This window comes from Streptomyces sp. NPDC021224 (genome assembly GCF_044332905.1).
In the GTDB taxonomy this organism is placed as follows: Bacteria; Actinomycetota; Actinomycetes; order Streptomycetales; family Streptomycetaceae; genus Actinacidiphila.
The window spans coordinates 88,416-113,519 of sequence record NZ_JBIRPW010000010.1 but is presented as its reverse complement, the minus strand read 5'-3'; the positions used below and the strand labels follow the sequence as shown (position 1 = coordinate 113,519).

28 protein-coding genes are annotated in these 25,104 nt (G+C 72.5%); 25 read left to right on the top strand and 3 right to left on the bottom strand.

The window, feature by feature from the left end; translation table 11 throughout:
- The first annotated feature begins 67 nt into the window (after nucleotides 1-67).
- Nucleotides 68-1,627 carry a signal recognition particle protein gene (gene ffh, locus ACH4PY_RS24655; RefSeq protein ID WP_398186763.1) on the top strand — a complete coding sequence of 520 codons (1,560 nt, stop codon included), beginning with the start codon at nucleotides 68-70 and terminating at the stop codon, nucleotides 1,625-1,627.
- Between the two features lie 36 nt (nucleotides 1,628-1,663).
- Nucleotides 1,664-2,182 (top strand): GNAT family N-acetyltransferase, encoded by a 519-nt coding sequence (locus ACH4PY_RS24650; RefSeq protein ID WP_398186760.1) that lies wholly within the window; start codon nucleotides 1,664-1,666, stop codon nucleotides 2,180-2,182.
- 45 nt (nucleotides 2,183-2,227) lie between these two features.
- On the opposite strand, the gene ACH4PY_RS24645 is transcribed toward ACH4PY_RS24650, so the two are convergent.
- Both ACH4PY_RS24645 and ACH4PY_RS24640 read right to left on the bottom strand, forming a co-directional pair.
- Nucleotides 2,228-2,749 carry a DUF402 domain-containing protein gene (locus ACH4PY_RS24645; RefSeq protein WP_398186757.1) on the bottom strand — a complete coding sequence of 174 codons (522 nt, stop codon included), beginning with the start codon at nucleotides 2,747-2,749 and terminating at the stop codon, nucleotides 2,228-2,230.
- 50 nt (nucleotides 2,750-2,799) lie between these two features.
- Entirely contained in the window at nucleotides 2,800-3,717 is a 918-nt protein-coding gene (locus tag ACH4PY_RS24640) for a class I SAM-dependent methyltransferase (protein WP_398186755.1), read from the bottom strand.
- 195 nt (nucleotides 3,718-3,912) lie between these two features.
- Between ACH4PY_RS24640 and proS the strand changes: the two genes are divergently transcribed.
- The 17 genes from proS to ACH4PY_RS24555 all read left to right on the top strand — a co-directional run bounded on the left by proS (nucleotide 3,913) and on the right by ACH4PY_RS24555 (nucleotide 18,658).
- Entirely contained in the window at nucleotides 3,913-5,325 is a 1,413-nt protein-coding gene (gene proS, locus ACH4PY_RS24635; RefSeq protein ID WP_398186752.1) for a proline--tRNA ligase, read from the top strand.
- 221 nt (nucleotides 5,326-5,546) lie between these two features.
- On the top strand, nucleotides 5,547-6,137 hold the full coding sequence (locus ACH4PY_RS24630; protein WP_398186749.1) for a hypothetical protein: 591 nt from the start codon (nucleotides 5,547-5,549) through the stop codon (nucleotides 6,135-6,137).
- A gap of 149 nt (nucleotides 6,138-6,286) precedes the next feature.
- Entirely contained in the window at nucleotides 6,287-6,730 is a 444-nt protein-coding gene (rpsP, locus tag ACH4PY_RS24625; RefSeq protein WP_398186746.1) for a 30S ribosomal protein S16, read from the top strand.
- 2 nt (nucleotides 6,731-6,732) lie between these two features.
- Complete coding sequence (locus tag ACH4PY_RS24620; RefSeq protein WP_031519041.1) at nucleotides 6,733-6,972, top strand: RNA-binding protein; 240 nt, start codon at nucleotides 6,733-6,735, stop codon at nucleotides 6,970-6,972.
- A 140-nt stretch (nucleotides 6,973-7,112) separates the two neighbouring features.
- Entirely contained in the window at nucleotides 7,113-7,691 is a 579-nt protein-coding gene (gene rimM, locus ACH4PY_RS24615) for a ribosome maturation factor RimM (protein ID WP_398186742.1), read from the top strand.
- A 1-nt stretch (nucleotide 7,692) separates the two neighbouring features.
- Nucleotides 7,693-8,514 (top strand): tRNA (guanosine(37)-N1)-methyltransferase TrmD, encoded by an 822-nt coding sequence (gene trmD / locus ACH4PY_RS24610; RefSeq protein WP_398186739.1) that lies wholly within the window; start codon nucleotides 7,693-7,695, stop codon nucleotides 8,512-8,514.
- Nucleotides 8,515-8,647: 133 nt separating this feature from the next.
- A complete protein-coding gene (gene rplS / locus ACH4PY_RS24605) occupies nucleotides 8,648-8,998 on the top strand; it encodes a 50S ribosomal protein L19 (RefSeq protein ID WP_398187093.1) in 351 nt (116 codons plus the stop codon).
- 45 nt (nucleotides 8,999-9,043) lie between these two features.
- Nucleotides 9,044-9,763 (top strand): signal peptidase I, encoded by a 720-nt coding sequence (gene lepB / locus ACH4PY_RS24600; RefSeq protein WP_398186736.1) that lies wholly within the window; start codon nucleotides 9,044-9,046, stop codon nucleotides 9,761-9,763.
- Nucleotides 9,756-11,042 carry a signal peptidase I gene (gene lepB / locus ACH4PY_RS24595; RefSeq protein ID WP_398186733.1) on the top strand — a complete coding sequence of 429 codons (1,287 nt, stop codon included), beginning with the start codon at nucleotides 9,756-9,758 and terminating at the stop codon, nucleotides 11,040-11,042. The genes lepB (ACH4PY_RS24600) and lepB (ACH4PY_RS24595) overlap by 8 nt, the downstream gene beginning before the upstream one ends.
- A 37-nt stretch (nucleotides 11,043-11,079) precedes the next feature.
- Nucleotides 11,080-12,090 (top strand): signal peptidase I, encoded by a 1,011-nt coding sequence (gene lepB / locus ACH4PY_RS24590; protein WP_398186730.1) that lies wholly within the window; start codon nucleotides 11,080-11,082, stop codon nucleotides 12,088-12,090.
- 34 nt (nucleotides 12,091-12,124) lie between these two features.
- A complete protein-coding gene (lepB, locus tag ACH4PY_RS24585; protein ID WP_398186727.1) occupies nucleotides 12,125-12,910 on the top strand; it encodes a signal peptidase I in 786 nt (261 codons plus the stop codon).
- A 154-nt stretch (nucleotides 12,911-13,064) separates the two neighbouring features.
- Nucleotides 13,065-13,391, top strand: coding sequence for a DUF2469 domain-containing protein (locus tag ACH4PY_RS24580; protein WP_398186724.1), 327 nt, complete (start codon nucleotides 13,065-13,067; stop codon nucleotides 13,389-13,391).
- Between the two features lie 113 nt (nucleotides 13,392-13,504).
- Nucleotides 13,505-13,867, top strand: a complete 363-nt coding sequence (locus ACH4PY_RS24575; RefSeq protein ID WP_398186721.1) for a YraN family protein — start codon at nucleotides 13,505-13,507, stop codon at nucleotides 13,865-13,867.
- Complete coding sequence (locus ACH4PY_RS24570; protein ID WP_398186718.1) at nucleotides 13,867-15,510, top strand: YifB family Mg chelatase-like AAA ATPase; 1,644 nt, start codon at nucleotides 13,867-13,869, stop codon at nucleotides 15,508-15,510. Before ACH4PY_RS24575 ends, ACH4PY_RS24570 begins: the two co-directional genes overlap by 1 nt.
- Nucleotides 15,510-16,928 (top strand): DNA-processing protein DprA, encoded by a 1,419-nt coding sequence (gene dprA / locus ACH4PY_RS24565; protein WP_398186715.1) that lies wholly within the window; start codon nucleotides 15,510-15,512, stop codon nucleotides 16,926-16,928. The genes ACH4PY_RS24570 and dprA overlap by 1 nt, the downstream gene beginning before the upstream one ends.
- Before the next feature lie 281 nt (nucleotides 16,929-17,209).
- Nucleotides 17,210-18,046: an RNA polymerase sigma factor WhiG gene (gene whiG, locus ACH4PY_RS24560; RefSeq protein ID WP_031519070.1), complete on the top strand. Its 837-nt coding sequence runs from the start codon at nucleotides 17,210-17,212 to the stop codon at nucleotides 18,044-18,046.
- A gap of 54 nt (nucleotides 18,047-18,100) precedes the next feature.
- Nucleotides 18,101-18,658, top strand: a complete 558-nt coding sequence (locus tag ACH4PY_RS24555; RefSeq protein WP_398187090.1) for a TetR/AcrR family transcriptional regulator — start codon at nucleotides 18,101-18,103, stop codon at nucleotides 18,656-18,658.
- Between the two features lie 40 nt (nucleotides 18,659-18,698).
- Here the strand turns inward: ACH4PY_RS24555 and ACH4PY_RS24550 are convergent, their stop codons facing one another.
- Nucleotides 18,699-19,259 (bottom strand): peptidoglycan DD-metalloendopeptidase family protein, encoded by a 561-nt coding sequence (locus ACH4PY_RS24550; protein WP_398186711.1) that lies wholly within the window; start codon nucleotides 19,257-19,259, stop codon nucleotides 18,699-18,701.
- Nucleotides 19,260-19,524: 265 nt separating this feature from the next.
- Between ACH4PY_RS24550 and rpsB the strand changes: the two genes are divergently transcribed.
- From rpsB to ACH4PY_RS24520, 6 genes are all read left to right on the top strand, one after another.
- Nucleotides 19,525-20,454 carry a 30S ribosomal protein S2 gene (gene rpsB / locus ACH4PY_RS24545; protein WP_398186708.1) on the top strand — a complete coding sequence of 310 codons (930 nt, stop codon included), beginning with the start codon at nucleotides 19,525-19,527 and terminating at the stop codon, nucleotides 20,452-20,454.
- A gap of 115 nt (nucleotides 20,455-20,569) precedes the next feature.
- Nucleotides 20,570-21,406, top strand: coding sequence for a translation elongation factor Ts (gene tsf, locus ACH4PY_RS24540; protein WP_398186705.1), 837 nt, complete (start codon nucleotides 20,570-20,572; stop codon nucleotides 21,404-21,406).
- 138 nt (nucleotides 21,407-21,544) lie between these two features.
- Nucleotides 21,545-22,315, top strand: coding sequence for a UMP kinase (gene pyrH / locus ACH4PY_RS24535; RefSeq protein ID WP_398186701.1), 771 nt, complete (start codon nucleotides 21,545-21,547; stop codon nucleotides 22,313-22,315).
- Between the two features lie 123 nt (nucleotides 22,316-22,438).
- Nucleotides 22,439-22,996, top strand: a complete 558-nt coding sequence (frr, locus tag ACH4PY_RS24530; protein ID WP_398187087.1) for a ribosome recycling factor — start codon at nucleotides 22,439-22,441, stop codon at nucleotides 22,994-22,996.
- A 152-nt stretch (nucleotides 22,997-23,148) separates the two neighbouring features.
- Nucleotides 23,149-24,177: a phosphatidate cytidylyltransferase gene (locus ACH4PY_RS24525; RefSeq protein WP_398186698.1), complete on the top strand. Its 1,029-nt coding sequence runs from the start codon at nucleotides 23,149-23,151 to the stop codon at nucleotides 24,175-24,177.
- 319 nt (nucleotides 24,178-24,496) lie between these two features.
- Nucleotides 24,497-24,895: a VOC family protein gene (locus tag ACH4PY_RS24520; RefSeq protein ID WP_398187084.1), complete on the top strand. Its 399-nt coding sequence runs from the start codon at nucleotides 24,497-24,499 to the stop codon at nucleotides 24,893-24,895.
- Nucleotides 24,896-25,104: the final 209 nt, after the last annotated feature.

The following is a 25,104-nucleotide window of genomic DNA, read 5'->3' as shown; positions in this document are numbered from 1 at the left end:
CCGTCCGGGCCGGATACCCTGGAAGGCGATCGTCTCCCGCCCCCTGACCCGAGGATCTGCAGCCACCGTGTTCGATACGCTCTCCGACCGCCTCGCAGCGACGTTCAAGAACCTCCGGGGCAAGGGCCGGCTGTCCGAGGCGGACATCGACGCCACGATGCGCGAGATCCGTATCGCGCTGCTGGAAGCCGACGTCGCCCTGCCCGTGGTGCGCGCCTTCGTCGCGAACGTCAAGCAGCGCGCCCTCGGCGCCGAGGTGTCGCAGGCGCTCAATCCGGCGCAACAGGTCATCAAGGTCGTCAACGAGGAGCTCGTCGGCATCCTCGGCGGCGAGACCCGGCGGCTGCGCTTCGCCAAGCAGCCCCCGACGGTGATCATGCTCGCGGGCCTCCAGGGCGCGGGCAAGACGACCCTGGCGGGCAAGCTCGGCCGCTGGCTCAAGGGCCAGGGCCACACCCCGCTGCTGGTCGCGTGCGACCTCCAGCGGCCCAACGCGGTGAACCAGCTCAGCGTCGTCGCCGAGCGCGCGGGCGTCGCGGTCTACGCGCCCGAGCCGGGCAACGGCGTCGGCGACCCGGTCAAGGTCGCGCAGGACTCCCTCGCGTACGCGAAGACGCAGCAGTACGACATCGTGATCGTCGACACCGCCGGCCGTCTCGGCGTCGACCAGGAACTGATGCAGCAGGCCGCGGACATCCGCGACGCGGTCCGCCCGGACGAGATCCTCTTCGTCGTCGACGCGATGATCGGCCAGGACGCGGTCAACACCGCGGAGGCCTTCCGCGACGGTGTCGGCTTCGACGGCGTGGTGCTGTCCAAGCTCGACGGCGACGCGCGCGGCGGCGCGGCCCTGTCGATCGTGCACGTCACCGGCAAGCAGATCATGTTCGCGTCGAACGGCGAGAAGCTGGACGACTTCGACGCGTTCCACCCGGACCGGATGGCGTCCCGGATCCTGGGCATGGGCGACGTGCTGTCGCTGATCGAGAAGGCCGAGCAGACCTTCAGCCAGGCCGAGGCCGAGAAGATGGCGGCCAAGCTGGCGAAGGGCCCCAAGGAGTTCACGCTCGACGACTTCCTGGCCCAGATGGAGCAGGTCCGCAAGATGGGCTCGATCTCCAAGCTGCTCGGCATGCTGCCGGGCATGGGCCAGATCAAGGACCAGATCAACAACCTCGACGAGAAGGACGTGGACCGCACCGCCGCGATCATCAAGTCGATGACGCCGGGCGAGCGCGCCGACCCGCACATCATCAACGGCTCGCGCCGGGCCCGTATCGCCAAGGGTTCGGGTGTCGAGGTCAGTGCGGTCAAGAGCCTGGTCGAGCGGTTCTTCGAGGCCCGCAAGATGATGTCGCGGATGGCGCAGGGCGGCGGCATGCCGGGCATGCCCGGGATCCCTGGCATGGGCGGCGGGCCCGGGCGGCAGAAGAAGCAGCAGAAGCAGGCCAAGGGCCGCCGGCAGTCCGGCAACCCGATGAAGCGCAAGGCCGAGGAGGCCGCCGCGGCCGCCCGCCGCGAGGAGCAGCAGAGCCAGGGCGCGGGCCAGGGCGACAGCCCGTTCGGCCTGCCGGGCGGCGGCCAGGACTTCGAACTGCCCGACGAGTTCAAGAAGTTCATGGGCTGAGCCCGGCAGCGGGGCGGGGCCGGGGATGATGGACGCATGCGCGTATCGATCAGAGAGCCCAGGCCCAGTGACGTCGAGGCCCACCGAGCGGCGGTGCTGCGCTCGGTGGAGCACCTCAGCCCGTGGAATCCGGTGGAGCCGGACAGCCTGCCGGACCTGCTGCGGCGGCAGGGCCCCGGGCTGCGCACGTTCCTGATCCTCGACGACGAGGACGGCGGCATCGTCGGCAAGTGCAACGTCGCCAACATCGTGCTGGCACGCTTCCGCAACGGCGCTCTCGGCTACGACAGCTATGTGCCGTACAACGGCACCGGGCGGATGACCGAGGGCCTGCTCCAGGTCGTCGACCGCTGCTTCACCGCGGAGGCGCAGGGCGGCCTCGGACTGCACCGGCTGGAGATCAGCGCCCAGCCGGACAACGTCCGCTCCGTCGCCATGGCCAAGCGGCTCGGCTTCCGGCACGAGGGCTTCTCGCCGCGGATGCTCTACATCAACGACGCCTGGCGCGACCACGAGCGCTTCGCCCTGACCGCCGAGGAGTGGCCGGGGCTGTAACCGCCCCGGGCCGCCCGCCTGCGCCGCTGCGCCCGCCCGCGGGCCTCAGCCGAGCAGGGGTGCGAGCCCGCCCTCGCGGCGGGCCAGCGCCTCCAGCTCGTCCAGCGCGCGGGCGGCCCGCCCCGCCGCGTCCGGGTCCCGGGCGGCCAGGCCGCTCGCGGCGAACTCGTCCTCGTCCAGCCGCAGTACGGTGCCGCCGTCGGCCGACACCCACAGGTCGAGGTCCAGGTCCTCCGACGTCAGCTCGCCGCCCGCCACGGCCACCGGGCGGGTGATGTCGCAGTACCAGCCCTTGAGCCCGCCCTGCGGGCCGCGCACCTCCTTGACGGCGAACCAGCGGTCGCGCCAGTAGTGCTCGGTGAAGACGTCGCCGGGTGCGAAGGTCACGAAGCCGAAGTCGCGGACGTGCGGCAGCGACCAGGGCGCGGTGACGGTCACCCGCACACCGTCGTCGGCGGTGACGGTCGCGGGGTAGCGGACCTTCTCCCGCCCGGCCTTGACCAGCCGGACGGTGACGGGGGCGCCGGGCAGCAGCGGCGCGGGGGAGTCGGGCACGGTGGCGGGCATGCCCTCACCCTCCCGGACACCGCGCCCGGCGGCCACCGAATTCCCGGCGGTCAGGTCCGGGCCACCAGGTAGCGGAAGACGTTGTCCATCCGGACCGAGCCGTCCGGGCGCCGGTACGGGTGCAGTGCCTCGGCCAGCTCCTTCTCCACCTGCTGCGGGTCGGTCGCGGCCACCGCAGCGTCGAACAGCCCCGTCGAGAGCAGCCCGCGCACCGCCGCGGTCCGGTCCGGGTAGCCGAACGGGCAGGACACCCGTCCCGAGCCGTCCGGGCGCAGCCCCGCCTCGGCGGCCAGCTCCTCCAGGTCGTCCCGCCCGCTGAGCCGCGGCTCCGGGCCGGTACCGGACCCGCCGCCCCGTTCGGCGAGCCGGGTCGCGACCCGCAGCACCGCCGCGGCCGCGCACCGCTCGGGCGGCCCCCACCCGGCCAGCACCACGGCGCCGCCCCTGCGCGCGGTGGCGGCGACGGCGGCCAGCGCGGGGCGTAACGCCGCGGCGGGCACCGCAGGGTCGAGGGCGGTGACCACGCCGTAGCCACCGCCGCGCAGCCCGGCGGCGTCCGGCGCGCCGGGGTGCAGCCGGAACGGCCCGGCATCGTGCGACGGACGCGCAGTATGTGCCGGACCCGCAGTATGTGTCGGCTCGGCAGTATGTGCCGCCCCGGGCGTCTGCCGCGCCTCCGCACCAGGTGCGTCCGCCCGCCGGGTGCCGAGACGTTCGCGGGCCAGCCGCAGCCGGGCGGGGTCGGTGTCGTACCCGGTGACCGAGGCGCCGCGGGCCGCCGCGAGCAGCAGGGCGAGCCCCGAGCCGCAGTTGAGGGCCAGCAGCCGGGTGCCGGGGCCGACGCCGAGCCGCTCGTGCACGGCGTCGTAGAGCGGTACGAGCATGCGCTCCTGGATCTCGGCCCAGTCGCGTGCCCGGTCGGTGTGCGCCTTCGCAGGCCTGGATCCGCGATAGAGGGTAGGTGCCATCGAAGCCCCAATCAGCCGCGTTCCGCCGTGAGCCCCCGTGGGAATGTGTGCCGCACGCTTCCCCGACAGCCAGACAACTGCTGTTTGCGGGCGCCGTCCAGGGGCGCGCGGAGGCGTTTTCGACCCGTTCCGCGCCCGGCCCCGCGCCCGTAACCGATTCGGAGTCCGGCGGCCTCGCCCCGTACCATCGCCTCCATGGCAAAGGCTCCCGTTCTCACCCCCCAGGCGGACGACTTCCCGCGCTGGTACCAGGACCTGATCAACAAGGCAGAGCTGGCCGACAACGGCCCGGTCCGCGGCACCATGGTCATTCGACCGTACGGCTACGGCCTGTGGGAGCGGATGCAGCAGGACATGGACGCGCGCATCAAGCAGGCCGGCGCGCAGAACGCGTACTTCCCGGTCTTCATCCCGCAGTCCTACCTGGCCCGCGAGGCCGAGCACGTCGAGGGCTTCGCGCCGGAGCTGGCCGTCGTCACGCACGGCGGCGGCAAGGACCTGGAGGAGCCGGTCGTGGTGCGCCCCACGTCCGAGACGATCATCAACGAGTACTTCTCCAAGTGGGTGCAGAGCTACCGCGACCTGCCGCTGCTGATCAACCAGTGGGCGAACGTGGTGCGGTGGGAGATGCGGCCGCGGCTCTTCCTGCGCACGAGCGAGTTCCTCTGGCAGGAGGGCCACACCGCCCACGCCACCTACGAGGACGCGCGGGACTACGCAGCGCGCATCCACCGCGAGGTCTACGCGGACTTCATGGCCAACGTGCTGGCGATGGACGTCGTCCTGGGCCGCAAGACGGCCAAGGAGCGTTTCGCGGGCGCCATCAACACCCTCACGCTCGAAGGCATGATGGGCGACGGCAAGGCCCTCCAGATGGGCACCAGCCACGAGCTGGGCCAGAACTTCGCGAAGGCCTTCCACACCCAGTACCTGTCCGCGGACGGCGAGCAGGAGCACGTCTGGCAGACCTCGTGGGGCAGCAGCACCCGCATGGTCGGCGGGCTCATCATGATGCACGGCGACGACAACGGCCTGCGGGTGCCGCCGCGGCTGGCGCCGGTCCAGGTCGTGGTCCTGGCGATCAAGGGCGACGACGCGGTCGTGGCCAAGGTGCGCGAGGTCGGCGACAAGCTGACGGCCGCCGGGCTGCGGGTCGTCGTCGACGACCGCACCGACACCCCGTTCGGCCGCCGCGCGGTCGACTGGGAGCTCAAGGGCGTCCCGGCCCGGGTCGAGATCGGCCCGCGCGACCTGGAGGCCGGCACCGCGATGCTCGCCCGCCGCATCCCCGGCGGCAAGGAGCCGGTCGCGCTGGACGCGCTCGCCGCGCTGCTGCCCGGACTGCTGGAGGAGGACCAGGCGCAGCTGCTGCGCGAGTCCCGCGAGCGCCGGGAATCCCGCACTGTGGACGTCACCGGCATCGACGAGGCGGCCGAGGCCGCGACCACCGGCTGGGCCCGGATCCCGTGGGCCGACCTCGGTCCCGAGGGCGAGGCCAAGCTCGCCGAGCAGGGCGTTTCGGTGCGCTGCCTGGTCGCCGCGGACGGCGGGGTGCCGGACGCGGACGACACTCCGGGGGCGCTCGCGGTCGTGGCGCGGGCCTACTAGCGTCCGCTGACCGAAAACGCACGTACGTAATACGTGGTTCGTCCGTCCGTGGGGCGGGTGCGCGGGTTCCTCACCGTCCGCCGCACCCGCCCCTCGTCATGCCCATCCCATGCGCATCATCCGTCATCATCCGCACATCAACCGGAACTGACCGATCAGTGCAAATTAATTGGGCTGGCCCGGAATAGGAACACCGGGAGCACCCGGCTCGTTGTCACGGCGTGAGCACGACACCACCTGTCCTTGCCGCCGAGCTGGCAGTCGCCTGGGCCGACATTCAACGGCACCACCCCGAGCTGCCCGATCTGGCCGCCCCCGAATCCCTGATCGGAGAGTCGTCGTCCGCGTGCGGAACCGAACTCTCCTTCGAGAGGCTGCTGCACGAGGCCGTGCACGGCATCGCCGCCGCCCGCGGCATCCGTGACACCTCCCGCGCGGGCCGCTACCACAACCGCCGGTTCCTGGCCATCGCCGACGAGATGGGCCTCGACCACGCCGACGAGCCGCACCCCAGCAGCGGCTTCTCCCTCGTGGTCATGCGCCCGGAGACCCGTAAGCGATATCGGCCGACCATCGAGCGGCTGCAGCGCGCCCTCAAGGCGCACACCGTGGCGACGACCGCGGACACCGCGCGCTCCTTCCGCGGCCCCGCCGCGCGGCACGGCTCGTCGGGCGGCGGCGTCCGGGTCAAGGCGGTCTGCGACTGCGGGCGCAACGTCCGAGTGGTGCCGTCCGTGCTGGCCCAGGCCCCCATCATGTGCGGTGCGTGCGGGCAGCCCTTCCGGATCCCCGAGGTCGTGGGCGCCGCCTGAGTGTGGCAGAATGGCCAGCTGAGAACTCGACAGCCGTGCAGGAACCCTCTCTCCTTCGGCTGACGCGTCCACCGGGCGCCCGACTCCCGCAACCCCACGTGGAAGCTCGTCGTGCCCAAACACGTCAAAAACCAGGAGAACCCACTCCCGTGGCAGTCAAGATCAAGCTGAAGCGTCTGGGCAAGATCCGTTCGCCTCACTACCGCATCGTCGTCGCCGACTCCCGTACCCGCCGTGACGGCCGGGCCATCGAGGAGATCGGTCTGTACCACCCGGTGCAGAACCCGTCGCGTATCGAGGTCGACTCGGACCGCGCGCAGTACTGGCTCTCCGTCGGCGCCCAGCCGACCGAGCCGGTGCTCGCCATTCTGAAGCTCACCGGCGACTGGCAGAAGCACAAGGGCCTGGAGGCCCCCGCGCCGCTGCTGGTCGCGGAGCCCAAGGCCGACAAGCGCGCCCTGTTCGAGGCCGCGGCCAAGGACACCGCCGACGAGCCCAAGGGCGAGGCGATCACGCCGAAGGCCAAGAAGGCCGACAAGAAGGCCGACGACACCGCCGAGGCCCCGGCCGCGGCTGAGTCCACCGAGGCCTGAGCGTGCTTGAGGAGGCTCTTGAGCACCTCGTGAAGGGCATCGTCGACAACCCCGACGATGTGCAGGTCGACATGCGCACCCTGCGCCGCGGCAACGTGCTGGAGGTCCGGGTGCACCCCGACGACCTCGGCAAGGTGATCGGCCGCAACGGCCGTACCGCCCGCGCGCTGCGCACGGTCGTGGGCGCGCTCGGTGGTCGCGGCATCCGCGTCGACCTGGTCGACGTCGACCAGGTGCGCTGACCGCCCGCCGTACCGCACGAAACACCGGCTCGGGCCGGGGGTGGCGCTGCCGCTCCCGGCCCGAGCCGTCTCACGTACCCGCCCGGCCACCAGGGGGGCGGGTACGGCCCCAGAGCCACGCACGAGAGGTGAAGCGCTCCATGCAGCTGGTAGTCGGCAGGATCGGCCGCGCCCACGGCATCAAGGGCGAGGTGAGCGTGGAGGTGCGCACCGACGAGCCCGAGCTGAGGCTCGCGCCCGGTGCCGTCCTCGCCACCGACCCGGCCGCCGCGGGTCCGCTGACCATCGCCACCGGGCGGGTGCACAGCGGGCGGCTGATGCTGCGCTTCGAGGGCGTCAGCGACCGCAACGGCGCCGAGGCGCTGCGCAACACCCTGCTGATCGCCGAGGTCGACCCGGAGGAGACGCCGGAGGATCCGGAGGAGTTCTACGACCACCAGCTGATCGACCTGGACGTCGTCACGACCGACGGCCGCGAGATCGGCCGGATCAGCGAGATCAGCCACCTGCCCTACCAGGACCTGCTGGTCGTGGCCCGGCCGGACGGCAGCGAGGTGCTGGTGCCCTTCGTCGCCGAGATCGTGCCGGAGATCGACCTGGAGGAGCAGCGCGCGGTCATCGACCCGCCGCCCGGCCTGCTCGACGACGAGCCGGAGGAGCCGGAGGAGCCGGAAGGCCCTGACGCGTCCGGCGAGAAGGCCGCGGGGGACGAGGGCTGACATGCGGATCGACGTCGTCACGATCTTCCCCGAGTACCTGGAGCCGCTGAACGTCTCGCTGGTCGGCAAGGCCCGCGCCGCCGGGCGCCTCGACGTACGCGTGCACGACCTGCGCGACTGGGCCCACGACCGGCACAACACCGTCGACGACACCCCGTACGGCGGCGGCCCCGGCATGGTCATGATGACCGGGCCGTGGGGCGAGGCACTCGACTCCACCCTGGCCGCGGGGTACGAGGCGGGCGCCGGCGGTCCCGCCCTCGTCGTCCCCACCCCGAGCGGGCGCCCCTTCACCCAGCAGCTCGCCGGTGAACTCGCCGCCCGCCCCTGGCTGATCTTCGCGCCCGCCCGCTACGAGGGCATCGACACCCGCGTCACCGACGAGTACCGCACCCGGATGCCGGTGTACGAGGTCTCCATCGGCGACTACGTGCTGGCCGGCGGCGAGGCCGCGGTGCTGGTCGTGACCGAGGCGGTGGCCCGGCTGCTGCCCGGCGTCCTCGGCAACGCCCAGTCGCACCGGGACGACTCCTTCGCCCCCGGCGCCATGGCCGACCTGCTGGAGGGCCCCGTCTACACCAAGCCGCCGCAGTGGCGCGGCCGCGGCATCCCCGACGTGCTGCTCAGCGGCCACCACGGCAAGATCGCCCGCTGGCGGCGGGACGAGGCACTGCGCCGAACCGTCGCCCACCGCCCCGACCTGATCCGGCGCTGCGACCCGGCGGCCTTCGACAAGAAGGACCGCGAGATGCTCAGCATCCTGGGCTGGCAGCAGGGCCCGGACGGGCGATTTGGGCCGAGCCCGCACGTCATGGAAGAATGAGCGGCTGCTGCCGGTCCCGCGCGCGCCCCTGCCACAGGGGGAACGACGCCCGCCCCCACCGGCCGCGAACCATCTCATCCGACTCGATGTTCCGCCGATGACCTGTGGCATCGGCGAGGAAGCAGACACCGACATGGCCAACCTGATCGCCGACGTCAACAGCGCCTCGCTGCGCACCGACGTCCCCGCCTTCCGCCCCGGCGACACCGTCAACGTCCACGTGCGCGTCATCGAGGGCAACCGCTCCCGTGTGCAGCAGTTCAAGGGCGTCGTCATCCGCCGCCAGGGCGCGGGCGTGAGCGAGACCTTCACCGTCCGCAAGGTCAGCTTCTCCGTCGGCGTCGAGCGCACCTTCCCCGTGCACACCCCGATCGTGGAGAAGATCGAGGTCGTGACCCGCGGCGACGTCCGCCGTGCCAAGCTCTACTACCTGCGTGAGCTGCGCGGCAAGGCCGCGAAGATCAAGGAGAAGCGCGAGAACTGAGCGCGCCGCGGGCCGTCCGCGGCGGCCGGATAGGCTCTGGCCCCGATGGACACCGATGTGACACCACCGGAACGCGACCGTTCCCCCGACGCCGACGAGGCGGAGACGGAGGAGCGGTTGCGTTCCGCTGTGTCCGGCGGCAGGTGGGCGCGCACACTGCTTGCCCTGTGGGCGGAGTGGCGGCGTACGATCCTCCTCGCGGCAGCGGGCGTGTGCGCGATGCTGCTGGTCACCACCTTCGTGGTACGGCCCTACCAGGTGCCGAGCGGCTCGATGGAGGGCACCTTGCGGATCGGCGACCGGGTGCTGGTCGACAAGCTCGCGTACCGTTTCGGCGGCACGCCGCGGAGGGGCGACGTGATCGTGTTCGACGGCGACGGCTCCTTCACCCAGCAGCCCGGCACGGACTACGTCAAGCGCGTGATCGGGGTCGGCGGCGACCGGGTCACCTGCTGCGACGCCCAGGGCCGGATCCTGGTCAACGGCCACCCGCTCGACGAGACCTACCTTTATCCCGGTAACACGCCCTCCCAGGTACGGTTCGACATCGTGGTGCCGGACGGAAAGCTGTGGGTGATGGGCGACCATCGCGACGACTCCCGAGACTCGCGGGACCACCTCGGCGACCCCGGCGGCGGCACCGTCCCGGTCGGCCGGGTGATCGGCCGCGCCGACTGGATCGCCTGGCCGGTCGGCCACTGGACCCGGCTGCGCCGTCCCGCGACCTTCTCCGACGTGCCCGCCCCGGCCGGCGCGCATGGGTAACCGCGGCAAGAGCCGCCGGACACTGTTCGGCGGCACGGTGGACACGGCCCCCGAGCCGGTCGAGGGCACGGAGGGCGCCGACGGCGACGAGCCGCCCCGGCTGTCCGGCAGCACCCGCGTCGAGCGGCGGCGGCTGGCACGCAAGGTGGCCCGCAGGCGGCGCCGCTCGCTGGCGCGCGAGGTGCCGCTGCTGGTCCTGGTGGCGCTGGTGATCGCCCTGGTGCTCAAGACCTTCCTGGTGCAGGCGTTCGTCATCCCGTCCGGTTCGATGGAGCAGACCATCAAGATCGGCGACCGGGTGCTGGTCGACAAGCTCACCCCGTGGTTCGGTGCCGAACCGCACCGCGGCGACGTGGTCGTCTTCAAGGACCCCGGCGGCTGGCTGAACGGCGAGCCGCAGCCCAAGTCCGACCCGGTGGTCGTCAAGCAGGTCAAGCAGGTGTTCACGTTCATCGGGCTGCTGCCGGCCAGCGGCGAGCAGGATCTGATCAAACGGGTCATCGGCGTCGGCGGCGACACGGTGGAGTGCTGCGACCCGCAGGGGCGGCTGCTCGTCAACGGCACGCCCATCGACGAGCCCTATCTGTACCCGGGTAATCCACCCTCATTGATGAAATTCACCGACCACGTGCCCAAGGGGCGGCTGTGGGTCATGGGCGACCACCGCTCGGATTCCGCCGACTCCCGCTTCCACACCGACCAGCCCGGCGGCGGCACGATTCCGGAGAGTCTGGTGGTCGGACGGGCTTTCGTGATCGGCTGGCCGATCGGCCACTGGCAACGGCTCAAGGAGCCGGACACGTTCGCGGGCGTCGGGGACCCCGGTTCCACGACGACGGCGGACACAGCCGCGACCACTAATGTGGGCTCGGCCAAGAACGGTCCAAGAACGGACCAGCTCGCGACCCCCGCGGAACTGTCACTCGTTATGGGTGCGACAGTGCTGCGCCGGCGGCGCGGCGGGCGGCGTTCCAGAGTGAGGAGTGGATGTGGGGGACCTGGTGGTCGGCGCGCGATCTGGACCCGGCGAGCCCGAGAAACGGGACGCCGCGGTGCCCCCGGCCGACGCGTCGGCAGCGGATGCCGCGGTCCCTGGACGTTCCGCGGCCGGGCCGTCGTACGCCGACGGTTCGGGCACCCCGTCCCTTCCGGGGGCTGGAGTGCCGTACGCCGACGGATCCGGCACGCCCCCCTTCCCGGGGACTGGGGTGCCGTACGCCGGCGGTTCCGGCGCGGCGTCCGCTCCTGCGGCGGGACCGGGTACGACGCCCGGCGCTGACCTGCCCGGCGGCGCGGGCGGCGCCGTACCCGGAGCCATGCCCGCGGGTCCCGGCTACCCGGCCATGACCGGCGGCGAGCCGGTCGGCCCGGTGGGGCCCGCCGACCCGGACCCGGCGGACGGTGACGGCGGCGACGGCGGTGACGGCCGCAGCGGAGGCGACGGCGAGACCGGCGGGCACGGGCGCGGCGCACCGGCGCGGCCGCGGTCGTTCTGGAAGGAGCTGCCGCTGCTCATCGGTATCGCGCTGGTGCTGGCGCTGCTGATCAAGACCTTCCTGGTGCAGGCCTTCTCCATTCCGTCCGACTCGATGAACAACACCCTGCTGCAGGGCGACCGGGTGCTCGTCGACAAGCTCACCCCGTGGTTCGGCTCCGAGCCGAGCCGCGGCCAGGTCGTCGTCTTCCACGACCCGGGCGGCTGGCTGCCGGAGAACCCCCAGCCCAGCAGCAACGTGGTGGTGCGCGGACTCCAGAAGGGCCTCAGCTTCATCGGCCTGATGCCCTCCGCCGACGAGAAGGACCTGATCAAGCGGGTGATCGGCGTCGGCGGCGACACCGTGTCCTGCAGCGGGACGGGCCCGGTGACGGTCAACGGCAAGGCGCTGAACGAGCCGTACGTCTTCCCGGGCAACACCCCGTGCAGCCCCGACAAGCCCTTCAAGGTGACGGTGCCCAAGAACCACATCTGGGTCATGGGCGACCACCGGCAGGACTCGCTGGACTCGCGCTTCCACATGGACCAGCCGAGCCACGGATTCGTCGACGACAAGTACGTCGTCGGCCGCGCCATCGTGGTGGCATGGCCGGTCAACCGCTGGGACTGGCTGTCGATCCCGTCGACCTTCTCGCAGCCGGGCATCTCGGCGGCCGGTGCCGCCGCTCCCGCGGCGGCGGGTGTGGCGGGAGCGCTGCCCCTGGTGATGTGGCGCAGGCGCCGGCAACTGCTCGCCGCGGGCGCGCCGGTGGCCGCCGACGGCGGTCCGGACGGTGCGTCGGGTGGCGACGGCGCCGCGGGCGGTGCGGACCGCACACCGGAAGACAGCTGACCGGGGGGCGTACCGCCGGGTAGGGTTCGGCTCCATGAGCAGCAGCAGCGGTGCGGTGGCCAGCACCACGCGTAGCGGAACCGCACGGCGGAGCACGTCCGGCGGCGGTGGCGGGATCGGGCACCGGGTGTCCGGCATCGTCATCGCCGTCGGCAGCGTGCTCTTCATCGGCTCGTGCGTGTGGGGCGCGCTCGTCTACCGCCCCTACACCGTGCCGACCTCCTCGATGGTCCCGACGGTCCAGCCGGGCGACAAGGTGGTGGCGCAGAAGATCTCCGGCTCGGATGTGCGCCGCGGCGACGTGGTCGTCTTCCAGGACAAGCTGTGGGGCAGCCAGCCGCTGGTCAAGCGGGTCGTCGGGGTCGGCGGCGACACCGTGCAGTGCTGCGACCCGCAGGGGCGGCTGCTGGTGAACGGCACGCCGGTCGACGAGACGTACCTCAACGGCGGCGCGCCCTCCGGCAAGGACGGCCAGGACCGCGCCTCCCTCGACTCCTTCCGTACCAAGGTGCCCGCCGGAAAGCTCTTCCTGCTGGGCGACAACCGCGCGGTCTCCGAGGACTCCCGGCTGCACCTGGCCGACGCGGAGGGCGGCGCGGTCCCGGCGAGCGACGTGAAGGCCCGGGTGGACGGGATCGCCTGGCCGTCGTCACGGATGGGCCTGCTGCACCGCACCTCTGCGTTCCACGCCGTCCCGGGCGGGTCTTCCCCCGGGCAGGGGCCACTGGGCATGCTGGTGGTCGCGGCGATCGTCGGGGTGGTGTTCATCCTGGGCGGCGCCGCCTACGACCCGCTGGCCAAGCTGCTGAGGCGCAGATGACTGTGACCGTGATCGTGTCGGCGCCTGTGTCGGCGGCTGTGTCCGCTGGGGTGTCCGCGTCGGCGTCCGCTTCGGTTGTGCGGGAAAGTCCCGCGGTGCCGTGGGAGCGTGTGACGCACAATGGGGTGCACGTACGGCTGAAGGGGAACACACGATGAGCGCCGAGGACCTCGAAAAGTACGAGACCGAGATGGAGCTGAAGCTCTACAGGGAGTACCGCGACGTCGTCGGCCTGTTCAAGTACGTGATCGAGACCGAGCGACGCTTCTACCTCACCAACGACTACGAGATGCAGGTGCACTCGGTGCAGGGTGAGGTGTTCTTCGAGGTCTCGATGGCCGACGCGTGGGTCTGGGACATGTACCGCCCGGCCCGGTTCGTCAAGCAGGTGCGGGTCCTCACGTTCAAGGACGTGAACATCGAGGAGCTGAACAAGGCGGATCTGGACCTGCCCTCGGACGATTCGGGGTTCGGCGGCTGAGGTGGCCCGGAGCGGCTGCCGGCGCGCGTTCGCGGAAGTTATCCACAGGGCGGGGATCAAGATCATCTTCGGCGGGCCACTCTCTGTCACAGTCGGTGACGGAGGTGGTACTCATGAACGCACGAGGTGCGCTGGGGCGCTACGGCGAGGACGTCGCGGTGCGGGCGTTGCAGGCCGCGGGCCTGCGGGTGATCGGGCGGAACTGGCGGCACGGCCGCAGCGGTGAGATCGACATCCTCGCGGCCGAGGGCGACGCCCTGGTGGTCTGCGAGGTCAAGACCCGGCGGGCCGGGCCCTTCCAGCACCCGCGAGAGGCCCTGTCGGCGGCCAAACTGACCCGGCTGCGGTCGCTGGCCGAGTGCTGGACCGCCGAGCACGGCGGGGCACCGCCGGGCGGGGTCCGGATCGACCTGGTGGGCGTGGTCCTCCCCGACCGCGGAGCACCCGAGGTCGACCATGTGCGGGGGGTGGCGTGATGGGCTTCGCCCGTACGTGCTCGGTCGCGCTGGTCGGTGTCGAGGGAGTGGTGGTCGAGGTCCAGGCCGATCTCGAACCGGGCGTCGCGGCCTTCACCCTGGTCGGCCTGCCCGACAAGAGCCTGGTCGAGAGCCGGGACCGGGTGCGCGCCGCGCTTGTGAACAGTGGCGAGATCTGGCCGCAGAAGAAGCTCACCGTGGGCCTGAGCCCCGCGTCGGTGCCCAAGGGCGGCTCCGGCTTCGACCTGGCGGTGGCCTGCGCGCTGCTCGCCGCCAACGAGCGGATCGCGCCGTCCGCCATCGCCGACCTGATGATGATCGGTGAGCTGGGGCTCGACGGCCGGGTGCGCCCGGTGCGGGGCGTACTGCCCGCCGTGCTCGCGGCGGCCGACGCCGGGTACCGCCAGGTGGTGGTGCCCGAGCGGACGGTGGCGGAGGCGTCGCTGGTGCCGGGGATCGCCGTGCTGGGGGTGCGCAGCCTGCGGCAGCTGGTGGCGGTCCTCAACGACGAGCCGGTCCCGGAGGAGGAGGACGGGACGCTGCCCGGCGAGGGCCGTCCCGACCCGATGCTCGCCGGGCTGACCGTGCCGGGCGCCGGGGTCGGCTCCGGGCTGGCCGTGAGCCTGGGCGGCTCCGACCGCGCGGGGACTGGCGCGTCGGCAGGGCTGGACCTCGCCGACGTGGCGGGGCAGGGCGCCGCCCGGCTCGCCCTGGAGGTGGCCGCGGCGGGGGCTCACCACCTCTACCTGAAGGGGCCGCCCGGGGCCGGCAAGACCATGCTGGCCGAGCGGCTGCCGGGCATCCTGCCACCGCTGACCCGGCAGGAGTCGCTGGAGGTCACGGCCGTCCACTCGGTGGCCGGAATCCTCCCCGCGGGGCGGCCGCTGGTGGACACCCCGCCGTTCTGCGCGCCGCACCACTCGGCGACGATGCCGTCCCTGGTCGGCGGGGGCAGCGGGCTCCCGCGGCCGGGAGCGGTCTCGCTGGCCCACCGAGGGGTGCTCTTTCTTGACGAAGCACCTGAATTCACCGTGAAGGCCCTCGAAGCGCTGCGGCAGCCGCTGGAGTCAGGCCATGTGGTGGTGGCCCGGTCGGCCGGGGTGATGCGGCTGCCGGCGCGCTTCACCCTGGTGCTCGCGGCGAATCCGTGCCCGTGCGGGCGCTATTCGATGCTGGGGGCCGGGTGCGAGTGCTCGCCCACCGCGGTGCGCCGCTACCAGGGCAGGCTCTCCGGCCCGCTGCTCGACCGGGTGGATCTGCGGGTGGACGTCGAGGCGGTCGGCCGCTCCGACCTGATCGGGCGCGGGCCGGGGGAGAGCACCGCCGTGGTCGCCGCCCGGGTACGGGAGGCCAGGGCGCGGTCCGCCGTCCGCCTCGCCGGTACGCCCTGGCGGGCCAACGGTGACGTCCCCGGGCACGAGCTGCGCACCCGCTGGCCGGTCGCGCCCGGCGCACTGCACGCCGCCGAGCGCGACATGGAACGCGGTCTGCTCACCGCGCGGGGCCTGGACCGGGTGCTGCGGGTCGCGTGGACGCTGGCCGACCTGGCGGGCCACCCCCGCCCCGACGCCGAGGACGTCCGTACCGCCCTGCAACTGCGGACGGGCGTCAGCCACGGCCTGGCCCCCGCCGGGAGCTCCTGATGCCGCCGGTCCCGCCGCCCGGCCCGCCGGACGAGGCGGCGCTGCGCGCGGTGTACGAGGAGGGAACGGACGACCGGGAGGCCCGGCCGTCACCGTGGACCGGGCTCGCGGTGGGGGCGAGGGTTGCTCCGGACGGCGGGGGCGCGCGGTACGGGCCGGCTGCCGTGGGTGGCAGGAGCGAGCCGGACGCCATGGCCCTCGGGGCTCCCTCGGGAGGCGGGGACGGAGGGGGCGAGGCGAGCGGGGCCCGGTCGGTGGTCGCCGGGCTCACCGCGGGAGCCGCGTGGGGGGAGCGGCTGGCTCGGGCCGCGCTGACCAGGATCGCCGACCCGGGGGACGAGGTGATGGGGCGGGCGCTGCGGGACCGCGGGGCCGAGGCTGCGCTGTGTGCCGCCCGAGCCGGGCAGACCCTGCCGGGGGCGAGCGCGGAGCGCACCGCGCGGTACGCCCGCCGTGCGGCGAGGGCCGACCCGGTGGCGGACCTGGCGGCCGCGCACCGGACGGGGGCGCGGTTCGTCTGCCCCTCCGACGGTGACTGGCCGGGGCAGCTGGACGACCTCGGACTCCAGCGCCCGTTCGGGCTGTGGGTCCGGGGGCGGCCGTCGCTTCGGCTGTGGGCGCTGCGGTCGGTCGCGGTGGTCGGCGCGCGGGCCTGCACCGACTACGGGGCCCATATGGCGTCCCGGCTCGGCGCGGGCCTGGCGGAGGCGGGCTGGGTCGTGGTGTCGGGCGCCGCCCACGGGGTGGACGGCGTGGTGCACCGCGCGGTGCTCGGCGCGGGAGGCGCCACGGTCGGGGTGCTGGCCTGCGGGGTGGACGTGGCGTATCCGCCGCGCAACGCCGGGCTCATCGAACGGATGGCCGAGCGCGGCCTGCTGGTGGGCGAGCTGCCGCCCGGCGACCACCCGACCAGGAGCCGCTTCGTGCTGCGCAACCGGGTGATCGCCGCGCTGACGCGGGGGACGGTCGTGGTCGAGGCCCGCTACCGCAGCGGCTCGCTCGTCACCGCGCGCCGGGCCGCGGCGCTGGGACGGATCACCATGGGAGTGCCGGGGCCGTGCACGAGCGGGCTGTCCGAAGGGGTGCACGAGCTGCTGCGGGACGGTGCGGCGGTGGTGACGGACGCGGCGGACGTCGTGGAACTGGTCGGCGAGATCGGCGCCGACCTCGCGCCGCCGCGGCGCGGACCGGTGCTGCCACGTGATCTGCTCGGTGCGGCGGCGGCCCGGGTGCTGGAGGCGGTGCCGGGCCGGGGCGCCGCGGACGAGCGGCAGATCGCCGAGGCGGCCGGGGCCTCCTGCGACGACACGCTGAGCAGGCTCGTCGAATTGCAGGCGCTCGGCTTCGTCGAACGGCTGGACGGGAGGTGGCAGTTGGTCCGTACCGCACGCGACAGCCCGGAGGAGCACGCCGGTTGACGTCGGCGGCACACCATCAGGTGACACCGCACGCCTGTGACCTGGGCCGATTGCGAGGAGCGGCACTCGGGCCACGGCGGCGGCCCATCATGTCCGGTGCGGGTCTTCCGGAGCAACCGTGCCGGGGACCGCAGTCGGCCCGGGGTCCGCGTGGCCATAGAGGAACGTATCTGCGCATGTTCCCGACGGGAGATGTAGCAATGAGCGACACCATGGTCACGCTACGCTCTCGGAGGCTCGATTCCCCGTCCACGTCACGGCAGAACGGCTCACAACGACGCATGCCCCAGCACACCCCCGGGTCCGAACGGGCGACGGCCGCGACCACCGCCCCCGCCACCGCTCGGCCCCCCGCCCCGACGTCGCTCGACGAGCTGTGGCGGACCTACAAGTCCACGGGGGACGCGCGGCTGCGCGAGCAGCTGATCCTGCACTACTCGCCGCTGGTGAAATACGTCGCCGGCCGGGTCAGCGTGGGCCTGCCGGCCAACGTGGAGCAGGCCGACTTCGTGTCCTCGGGGGTCTTCGGGCTGATCGACGCGATCGAGAAGTTCGATCCGGACCGGGCGATCAAGTTCGAGACCTACGCCATCACCCGGATCCGCGGCGCCATGATCGACGAGCTGCGCGCCCTGGACTGGATCCCCCGCTCGGTGCGGCAGAAGGCTCGGGCCGTCGAGCGCGCCTACGCCACCCTTGAGGCCAAGCTCCGCCGCACCCCGAGCGAGCCGGAGGTCGCCGCGGAGATGGGCGTCGGGCTGGAGGAGCTGCACGGCGTCTTCAGCGCGCTGTCGCTCGCCAACGTGGTGGCGCTGGAGGAGCTGCTGCACGTCGGGGCGGAGAGCGGCGACCGGCTCAGCCTCGTCGACACCCTGGAGGACACCGGCGCCGACAACCCCGTCGAGGTCGCCGAGGACCGCGAACTGCGCCGGCTGCTCGCCCGCGCCGTCAACACCCTCCCCGAACGGGAGAAGACCGTCGTCACCCTCTACTACTACGAGGGCCTGACGCTCGCCGAGATCGGCCAGGTGCTGGGCGTGACCGAGAGCCGGGTCAGCCAGATCCACACCAAGTCGGTGCTTCAACTGCGGGCAAAGCTCGCCGACGTCGGCCGCTGACGGGGCACCCCCACTGTCTACAGTGGAGGGATGCCCAGGATTCGAGCGGCCTCGGTGGCCGAACACCGCGCGATGCAGCGCAGGGCCCTGCTGGACGCCGCCCGCTCCCTGCTCTCCGAGGGCGGCACGGAGGCACTGACCTTTCCCGCGCTCGCCGAGCGCACCGGGCTCGCCCGCTCGTCCGTCTACGAGTACTTCCGGTCCCGCGCCGCCGTCGTCGAGGAGCTGTGCGCCGTCGACTTCCCGGTGTGGGCCGCCGAGGTCGAGGCCGCGATGGAGGCCGCCGGTCCGCCCGAGGGCCGCATCGAGGCGTACGTCCGCAGCCAGCTCGCCCTGGTCGGCGACCGCAGGCACCGCGCCGTAGTCGCGATCTCCGCGGGCGAACTGGACGCGGGCGCCCGGGAGAAGATCCGCGCCGCCCACGGGGGCCTGGTCGCCATGGTCGTCGCCGCCCTCTCCGACCTCGGCCACGCGCAGCCACGGCTCGCCGCGATGCTGCTCCAGGGCGTCGTCGACGCCGCGGTGCGCCGTATCGAGCTCGGTGCCGCCGAGGACCCCGAGGTGATCACCGCCGCCGCCGTCGCGATGGCCCTGCGCGGCGTCACCGGCTGACCCCGCCCGCCCGCGCGAGCACCACCCCGGCCCGGCACCCTCAGCGCGGCGCCGGGACCCCGGCGACGGGCAGCAGCCGTGACGGCCCGCCGCGCTGTATCCAGTGCGGCAGCAGCGACAGCGGATCCAGATAGACGTCCCCGCCCGGCCCCGAGCGCAGGAGCCCCCAGTGCAGGCAAGCCCCCGGGCAGTGCGCGAGCGCGCCCTCCACCGTGCCCACCGGCTGCCCGGCCGCCACCCGCGCGCCGACCGCGACCGCGGCGCGCACCGGCTCGTACGTGATCCGCAGATCCGGCCCGATCCGCAGCACCAGCACGCCCTGGCCGCCCACCCGCCCGGCGAAGACCACCTCGCCCGGGGCCGCCGCCCGTACCCGTGCACCTGGCCCGGCCCGCAGATCGACCCCGCGGTGCCCGGCGCCCCACGGCGTCGCGGGCGCCTCGAACGCCCGCAGCACCACCGGCCGCCCGCGCGGCCCCTGCCCGGCCACCGGCCAGCTGCGACCGCCGCCCGGCACCGCGGGGGACGGCCCGCCCGGCGGCCCGCCCGTCGCCGTGAGCAGCGCCGCCACCATCGTCAACCACACTGTCGTGAACGCCATGACACGACGATCCCGCATCCGGCCGCCGAAAGATGATCATGGTCGCGGCCTGTGGATAACCTGGGTGTCGCCTGGGACTCCGTGGGTCCCGTACACTTTCTCTGGCGATCCGGGTCACCGGGTCGACTTCGCACGCCCCGCCACCATCCCCCGTCTCCGGGGCGGTGGCCGCGCCCCTCGGTCCCTCGTGGCACGGCGCGCCGGGGCGTCAGGCGCGACCGCCGTCCGGCTGTCGCGATAACCGAGCACTTCAAGGAGTACGGCCATGGCCGTCGTCACGATGCGGGAGCTGCTGGAGAGCGGCGTCCACTTCGGGCACCAGACCCGCCGCTGGAACCCGAAGATGAAGCGCTTCATCTTCACCGAGCGCAACGGCATCTACATCATCGACCTGCTCCAGTCGCTGTCGTACATCGACCGCGCCTACGAGTTCGTCAAGGAGACCGTCGCGCACGGCGGCTCCATCATGTTCGTCGGTACGAAGAAGCAGGCGCAGGAGGCCATCGCCGAGCAGGCCTCGCGCGTCGGCATGCCCTACGTCAACCAGCGGTGGCTGGGCGGCATGCTCACCAACTTCTCGACCGTCTACAAGCGCCTGCAGCGCCTCAAGGAGCTCGAGGAGATCGACTTCGAGGACGTGGCCGCGTCCGGCCTGACCAAGAAGGAGCTCCTGGTCCTCTCCCGCGAGAAGGACAAGCTGGAGAAGACCCTCGGCGGCATCCGCGAGATGCAGAAGGTGCCGAGCGCCGTCTGGATCGTCGACACCAAGAAGGAGCACATCGCCGTCGGTGAGGCGCGCAAGCTCCGCATCCCGGTCGTCGCGATCCTCGACACCAACTGCGACCCCGACGAGGTCGACTACAAGATCCCGGGCAACGACGACGCGATCCGCTCCGTCACGCTGCTCACCCGCGTGATCGCCGACGCCGTCGCCGAGGGCCTGATCGCCCGCTCCGGCGCCGCGGTGGGCGACAAGAAGGCCGAGGGCGGCTCCGAGCCGCTGGCCGAGTGGGAGCGCGACCTGCTGGAAGGCGAGAAGAAGGCCGACGACGCTGCCGAGGCCCCCGCGGCCGCGGCCACCGAGGCTCCGGCGACCGAGGCCCCGGCGACCGAGGACCCGGCCACCGAGGCCCCGGCCGCGGACGCGCCGGCTGCCGACGCGCCGGCCGCCGAGGGCGACGCCGAGCAGGCCTGACCTGAGGCCGGCCGGCCGACACGGCCGCCGGCCCCACGCGTGACGACGGCGGGGGCCCTGTGCCCCCGCCGTCCACCCGTAGATCCACCGACCATTCGGGAAGAGACACAGACCCATGGCGAACTTCACCGCCGCTGACGTCAAGAAGCTCCGCGAGCTGACCGCCGCGGGCATGATGGACTGCAAGAACGCCCTCACCGAGGCCGAAGGCGACCTGGACAAGGCCGTCGAGATCCTCCGCGTCAAGGGCCAGAAGGGTGTCACCAAGCGCGAGGGCCGCTCGGCCTCCAACGGCGCCGTGGTGTCCCTGATCGCCGCCGACAACTCCGAGGGCGTCCTCGTCGAGCTGAAGTGCGAGACCGACTTCGTCGCCAAGGGTGACAAGTTCGTCGCCGTCGCCGACGCCATCGCCACCCACGTCGCCGCCACCAAGCCGGCCGACATCGCCGCCCTGCTCGGCTCGGAGATCAAGCCCGGCCAGACCGTGCAGGCGTTCGTCGACGAGGCCAACGCGACCCTCGGCGAGAAGATCGTGCTGGACCGCTTCGCGCAGTTCACCGGCACGTACGTCGCTTCCTACCTGCACCGCACCAGCCCGGACCTGCCCCCGCAGGTCGGCGTGCTGGTCGAGCTGGACAAGGCCGACGCGCAGACCGCCAAGGACGTCGCCCAGCACATCGCCGCCTTCGCGCCGAAGTACCTGACCCGCGACGAGATCGACGCCGAGACGGTGGAGAACGAGCGCCGCGTCGCCGAGGCCACCGCGCGCGAGGAGGGCAAGCCCGAGGCCGCCCTGCCGCGTATCGTCGAGGGCCGCGTCAACGGCTTCTTCAAGGAGAACGTCGTCCTGGAGCAGTCCTTCGCCAAGGACGCCAAGAAGACCGTGCAGAAGGTGCTCGACGAGGCCGGCGTGACGCTGAAGGCCTTCGCGCGCTTCCGCGTGGGCGTCTGACCCGGGAGCCCGCTAGGGTCGTACGCGACCGGCCGCCCGCCGGCCGGACGCAGAGGTGACAAGGAGGCCATTGCCGTCACGGGAACCCACAAGGACCCACGGCAATGGCCTCCTTTGTACGTGCACGAGGAGATCTCCATGAACCAAGCCGCCGCACAGGCCCCGACCGGCGCACCCGGCGCGGGTGCGGGCCGCCGTTTCCTGCTCAAACTGTCCGGCGAGGCCTTCGCCGGGGGCGGCGGGCTCGGTGTCGATCCCGACGTCGTGCACGCCATCGCCCGCGAGGTCGCCGCGGTCGTCGCGGACGGCTACGAGATCGCCCTCGTCATCGGCGGCGGCAACTTCTTCCGCGGCGCCGAACTCCAGCAGCGCGGCATGGACCGCGCCCGCTCCGACTACATGGGCATGCTCGGCACGGTCATGAACTGCCTGGCGCTCCAGGACTTCCTGGAGAAGGAGGGCGTCGAGACCCGGGTGCAGACCGCCATCACCATGGGCCAGGTCGCCGAGCCGTACATCCCGCTGCGGGCGGTGCGGCACCTGGAGAAGGGCCGCGTGGTGATCTTCGGCGCGGGTATGGGCATGCCCTACTTCTCCACCGACACCACCGCCGCCCAGCGGGCGCTGGAGATCGACGCCGCCGCCCTGCTCATGGGCAAGAACGGGGTGGACGGGGTCTACGACTCCGACCCCAAGCTCAACCCGGACGCGACCATGTTCGACGCCCTGGACTACGGCGAGGTCATCGCGCGCGACCTGCGTGTCGCCGACCTCACCGCCATCACCCTGTGCCAGGACAACAAACTTCCGATCCTGGTCTTCGAGCTGCTCGCCGAGGGCAACATCGCCCGCGCGGTCAAGGGTGAGAAGATCGGCACACTGGTCAACACCCAGGGCACCAGGAGCTAGCCGCAGGCCCGCCACGGGGCAACAGGGGATGGACAACACGCTGCCGGTCGGACACCGTGCAGGACAGACGCGCGCAGGGGCCGCGCCCGCAGGGCCCCGCCTTCTGAAAACCAGGAGCACATGGTGATTGAAGAAACCCTCCTCGAGGCCGAGGAGAAGATGGAGAAGGCCGTCGAGGTCGCCAAGGACGACTTCGCGGCGATCCGGACCGGCCGCGCGCACCCGGCGATGTTCAACAAGATCGTGGCCGAGTACTACGGTGCGGTCACCCCGATCAACCAGCTGGCGTCCTTCGCGGTGCCCGAGCCGCGGATGGCGGTGATCACCCCCTTCGACAGCAGCAGTCTGCGCAACATCGAGGAGGCGATCCGCAACTCCGACCTCGGTGTCAACCCGAGCAACGACGGCCGCATCATCCGGGTGGTCTTCCCGCAGCTCACCGAGGAGCGGCGGCGCGAGTTCATCAAGGTCGCCAAGGGCAAGGGCGAGGACGCCAAGATCTCCATCCGCAGCGTCCGCCGCAAGGCGAAGGAGACCCTCGACAAGCTGGTCAAGGACGGCGAGACCGGCGAGGACGAGGTGCGCCGTGCCGAGAAGGAGCTCGACGACACGACGTCGAAGTACGTCGCCCAGGTCGACGAGCTGCTCAAGCACAAGGAAGCGGAGCTGCTGGAGGTCTGACGGCCCCGACCGTTCCGCCCCCTCCAGGGGCCCCGCAGGGGCCCTTCACGGGCCTTGCGCGGCCCGTTCCGGGCCCCGGCCGAGGCCCGGGGGTCCCGCAGGCCCGCACCCGCCCCTCCGCACACCCCGACGACGACGCGAGGCGAAGCTCAGTGAACGACTCTTCCTGGGGCGCTTCGCCGCGCGCCGGTCACCGGGGAGTAACGGAGAACACCGCAGCCGCGGCCGCTGACGTCGCCCGGGCCGCGGTCACCGCCCCGGCGGCGTATTCCGCGGCGGAAAGCCGCACCGGGAGGAAGACTCCAGCTATGCCGCCCTCGCCGCCGGCGTCCGAGCCGACGCCCCCGCAACCCGCCCCCGCGAAGAAGTCCGCAGGGCGGAACCTCCAGGCGGCGATAGGTGTGGGCGTCGGGCTCGGCGTGGTCGTGCTCGCCTCGCTCTTCCTCGTCAAGCAGGTCTTCGTCGGTGTCGTGGTGGTGGCCGTCGCGGTCGGCGTGTGGGAACTGACCTCGCGGCTCGCCGAACGCAAGGGCATCCACGCGCCGCTGGTCCCGCTCGTGGCCGGCGGCGCGGCGATGGTGATCGCCGGGTATCTGAAGGGCGCCGACGGGGCGTGGGTCGCGATGGCGCTCACCGCGCTGGCGATCCTGGTCTGGCGCATGGCCCAGCCCCCGCACGACTACCTCCGGGACGTCACGGCGGCCGTCTTCGTCGCCTTCTACGTGCCCTTCCTCGCCACCTTCGTGGTGATGATGCTCGCCGCGGACGACGGCCCCCGCCGGGTACTGGCCTTCCTGATCCTCACCGTGGTCAGCGACACCGGCGCCTACGCGGTCGGCTGGCGCTTCGGCCGTACCAAGCTCGCCCCGCGGATCAGCCCCGGGAAGACCCGTGCCGGACTCGTGGGCGCGATCGGCTTCGCCATGGTGGCGGGCGCGCTGCTGATGGAGTTCTCCATCGACGGCGGCCACTGGTGGCAGGGCCTGGTCCTGGGCCTGGCCGCCGCGGTCAGCGCCACCCTCGGCGACCTCGGCGAGTCGATGATCAAGCGGGATCTCGACATCAAGGACATGGGCACCCTGCTGCCGGGCCACGGCGGCATCATGGACCGCCTCGACAGCCTCCTGCCGACCGCCCCGGTCGTCTGGCTGCTGCTGGTCGCCTTCGTCGGCCAGGGCTGACCGGCCCGAGCCGCGTTCCCAGAACGGACCCGTGCCGGGTTCCCTGTGGTGTCCACCGGCTCTCGTGGTCCACTCAGGCAGCCGTCGAACGGTTGTGACGGTTTGGCCGGTCGGCGGCGGTCGGCGACACGGTCGGTGGACTCCTTCGGCGGGGTCGGCGTCCGCGACCCGGACGGCTCAGGGCTCGCAGAAGGGCCGGGAAGCACCGCCCAGACCACCGCGAATCGGTACTGTGGACGGGAGCTGATTCCCTCGAACACCGGAACGAGCCCCCGGAGGCACTGTGACCGGCGAGAATGCGCCCGCCTACGACGTCGCCATGACGCACTTCATCGTGTCCGACGACGTCGAACGTTCGCGTCGCTTCTACACCGAGGTCCTCGGCGGCCGGGCCCTGCGCTCGGGCGTCCCCTCGATCATCGAGTTCCACAACGGCTGGATCATCATCAACGAAGGCGGCGGCCCCACCGACGACAAGCCGACCGTCGTGCTGGAGACTCCACAGGACCCGGACCGGGTCAGCAGCTTCCTGAACCTGCGGGTCTCGGACATCCACGCCGTGTACGCCGACTGGTCCGCGCGGGGGGCCGAGTTCATCACGCCGCCGATCGAAAAGGGTCACCCGGAGATCCGCTGCTTCCTGCGGGACCCCGACGGGCACCTGATCGAGGTGGGGCAGACCACTCGTCCGGGCGGGTGGCCGCCCAAGGCCCCCTGACCGGGGAGCCGCCGCGCCGAGAACTCAAGACCGGACGCCGGAGACGGCGGCACACGGCGGACGCCCGGGTTCCCGGGCGTCCGCCGCCCCCGGTTGGTCGGCCCCGCAAGGCAGGTCGGCCCCGCAAGGGTGCCCGACGGTGAGCGACGACGGCCCCTGCCGATCCGCTCTGAGAAGGCAACGCCGCGCGGTCTGCGACACTGGTAGGC